The sequence below is a fragment of the Vibrio profundi genome, assembly GCF_043642225.1.
Classification (GTDB): domain Bacteria; phylum Pseudomonadota; class Gammaproteobacteria; order Enterobacterales; family Vibrionaceae; genus Vibrio; species Vibrio profundi_A.
In genome coordinates, this window is sequence record NZ_JBHZSF010000033.1 from 1 (window position 1) to 3,444 (window position 3,444).

4 protein-coding genes and 1 pseudogene are annotated in these 3,444 nt (G+C 41.3%); 4 read left to right on the forward strand and 1 reads right to left on the reverse strand.

Going from position 1 to position 3,444, the window contains the following annotated elements:
* From ACHUFI_RS22260 to ACHUFI_RS22275, 4 genes are all read left to right on the forward strand, one after another.
* Positions 1-212: hypothetical protein (locus ACHUFI_RS22260; RefSeq protein WP_394253172.1), on the forward strand; the 212-nt coding region annotated here is incomplete at its 5' end.
* 15 nt (positions 213-227) lie between these two features.
* Positions 228-692: a hypothetical protein gene (locus tag ACHUFI_RS22265; RefSeq protein ID WP_394253174.1), complete on the forward strand. Its 465-nt coding sequence runs from the start codon at positions 228-230 to the stop codon at positions 690-692.
* Between the two features lie 877 nt (positions 693-1,569).
* Positions 1,570-2,067, forward strand: coding sequence for a GNAT family N-acetyltransferase (locus ACHUFI_RS22270; protein ID WP_394253176.1), 498 nt, complete (start codon positions 1,570-1,572; stop codon positions 2,065-2,067).
* 209 nt (positions 2,068-2,276) lie between these two features.
* Positions 2,277-2,660, forward strand: a complete 384-nt coding sequence (locus ACHUFI_RS22275; protein WP_394253178.1) for a hypothetical protein — start codon at positions 2,277-2,279, stop codon at positions 2,658-2,660.
* A gap of 233 nt (positions 2,661-2,893) precedes the next feature.
* Here ACHUFI_RS22275 and ACHUFI_RS22280 read toward each other — a convergent pair.
* Positions 2,894-3,444 (reverse strand): annotated as a pseudogene (locus tag ACHUFI_RS22280) (IS110 family RNA-guided transposase); the annotation flags it as partial.

The window sequence follows — 3,444 nt, forward strand, 5'->3', positions numbered from 1 at the left end:
GCGGGAGCAAACTTCATGATTATCGCATCTCACTGTTTTTATGTTCAGAGGTGTCGCACTTCGTACTTGAATCCAAGACCATTCAAGAGGGACTCCTAACGCTTGGCGACTTCACTCGCAAATTCAGCTCTGTGTTTATGGCACAATATTCCACTCTAGTGGTATCACGCTATCGCCCGTTATTAAGGTGTTATGCAATGATTGAAGTTTAATAAATAAGGATATTTATGGCTAAGCCAAATGTAGAAGAGATCTTTCGTTTAAGTCGGTACTTTGCAATTGAAAGCAACAATGAATTTTGGTCTTTATCTGAATCTGAATTAAACCAAGAGCAGAAGCAAAGGCTTTTAACGGTTTCTTTTTCTTCTCTTTATCATTGGTCGGAAGTAGGCACTAAGGAGAATGTAGAGTTAGCAAATTTAGCCGTAGCAAGAGCGCTATGTGTCAATAAATCTTCTTTAAGCGTGCAATTTGCTGAAATGGCATTTACTCACTTTGACGGGAGTGGGGCAGACTGGATACAAGCGTTCACAAATGCAGTGCTAAGCCATGCTTTACTTATCGCGGGGAATAAAGCTCAATCTATAGAGTTTTATGAGAAAGCTATCGGCTACCAATCTAATCTTTCTGAAGGTGATAAAAAGGTTTTCGATTCTACCTTTAACACAATTCCAGATCCGAGGGCGCAATAGTAATTGAATAGCAAACTGTTCAAGCTGATTCGCAAACGCGTGCCGATTTCGCTTCGTTCTATTTTGGTACATATTCACTCACACCTTAATGGGGCGCTAGGCTTCTAGGGGGAGAACTAGATGATAAGAAAAGCGGTTTGGGCACTTCTGCGTCTTGGAATTGTTTTGTTCCTATACCTACCCGTAGCGTATGCGTTTTTGATCATTATTCAAACATCTCGGCCTCGATTTCTTGAAATGAATTGGGATGCTCATATTTGGCTTACGGTCTTGTTATTAGTTGTTAGCTATTGCTTACTTCGTTTTTCACGTACAAGAGAGTTTGGGAAGTTGTTCCTAATTAGTGTACTCGGGGTCTCAGTATTGATGATGTATGAAGGTCAACTTTATACATTTAGCACCCAGTACGTATCAGCGAATACCTTGTATGTGGCTTTTCTGTTCTTGATTCCTGCAATTCACTTTATAGTGCCTTCGGTGTGGACGCGACCTTTTCTATTTTTGCTTCCTGTTAGTGCTCTGAGTTGGTTTTTACGAATGTCGATATATCAGCCGATTTGTTTTTCTTATGAGCTATACGTAAGTAAGCCAACACTGAGTCCAGAGCAGTACGACAAGGCTTTTGAATTAGTACTTCAAAGCTTCCCAACTACATTTATAGGAGGATCAATGGCATTTGGGTTACTAATCCCATACTGGTTCGCATTGTATGGTCCTAGCCCGGTCTCAACGTACAAAAGACTAACAATAAATTTAAGTGTGATTCACAACGCTTGGCGCCTTCACTTCAAGTGAGTTTAGTGTTTATGGCGAAACGTTCTAGGTGAGGTGATAGCGTTATTCATGCCTCAATGGCGTTTTGCTTATTGGAGAAAATATGGAAATTCGAAGAATCTGCTGTGATGACTTAGATGGATTTCGGGAGCTTTGGCAAGGGGTGTTTGACGAGGGTGTATACCTGCGAAGCCCACCGCCACCAAAAGACAAAATTGAAGTTGTTCTAAATAGAATCACCAAACAACAAATCCCTCAATTTGTAGCAATCGTTGATAATAAGGTTGTTGCTAGCGTAGAGGCTTTTCCGGGAACTATGTGCGGCATGGATACGGATGAAATAGGATTTGTAGGTGCTCAAGTACATGCTGATTTTAGAGGGCAAGGAATTGCAACAAGATTACTAGAAACTGTATTGACCGATGGTCGGCGTTTTGGCTTCAAAGAGTTAAGGTTAGATGTATATAAATCAAACGCCGTAGCTCAAAACCTGTATGAAAAATTTCTCTTTAAATACACAGGGCGAGATAGCGAAGTGGTTTTTGAATCAGGTCGAAAGGAAACGAGTTTGAATATGAGCTTACCTTTGACACAAGCATAACAAATTGTTCTAGAGTGATGCGGCACACGTGGCATTGTTACTATGTGCTAGGTTTAGTGGTTAAGGTAGTGTGTGGCGGATTCGGTATTGCGCTGCTCACCCCTTATCTTCGCGTTAAGTGCGCTAATCCTTGTGAACAAACTCGCATTGCTTGTCTAAGCTGACTTCCACTCTTCGTTTTTCATAGAACAATGAGAAACGGAGGTTCTATGAAACGTAAAATCGAGTTTATTGTTCATTCCCGAGCACTTTGGTCAAGTATGTCCGCTGTATTTGGGGGCTTGGGAGTCCTACTTATATTGGATTTTGTTTTATCAATGGAACAAAGTGCAATTACTTATGGCTTTGTATTTGTAGGTGCAATTTTTCAATACATTGCTACTGTACGGAAGTGTGAAAGTAATCTATCCATGGATAGTTATCAGGTATATCTATTTGGAATACCTGCCGCATTGAGACATCAGAAATCAATCCTAGGTAGGCCATATATTCGCGTTACATCTTTGACCAAAACTGGATATCACAGAGTAAAGGTATTTGAGTCTTGGGTTTCCGAAGATGATTGGCAGTTCATGCTAAATAGGTGTACTTAACTGGGGCTACATGGACTCCCTCTTTTGTCAACAATAGCTCCCGCTGACAACAGTGGATCGGACAGCAGCTCTACATTCGGTGTTTAATCGGATTCGTTCCGTCACCTTGATGATATTCGCTTGATGCCAGCCTCATTCGTTAAACAGTATTTATTACTTCCCAATTAAACAGGTTTAGGCATCTCGGTCTGGTCGTATTGTCATCATTTGCTATTGCTTTGACTCGGTGAGTGTTAACCGTTTACATAGTTAATTTTGTACTCTTTTCCTGTTGTTAATATTGCCCATATTATACGAGCGTTTTTTGCTGCCAGGGCGACAGCTGCTCGTTTATGACCTCGTCGTTAAACGAGTTGATTTAACCAAATACTGTTGCGATCGGTTTTCTCTTTACATCGTGTAATAACGGCTCTTGCGCCATGAATAAGTAGAGTGCGAATATGTTTTTCGCCTCTTTTGCTGATGTGACCAAGATGAACATGACCACCTGTTGAGTATTGTCTTGGAACCAACCCTATCCAAGCGGAAAATTGTCGGCTAGAGCCAAATTGTTTGGCGTCATTGACGGTCGCGACAATGGCACTTGCACTGTGTTCACCAACACCTGGAATATCCATGAGGGCTTTGGCTGAAGCCATCTCATGAACTAAAGCAGAGACTCTGCGATCATAGTGCAGTACTTCTAGGTTAAGGTTTTGAATCTTGTTCGATAGATCTTGAAGTAGCTCTCGAGCGAGTATAGGCAAACCATTTTCTGCATCTTCAAGGACGCTACCAATGGTGT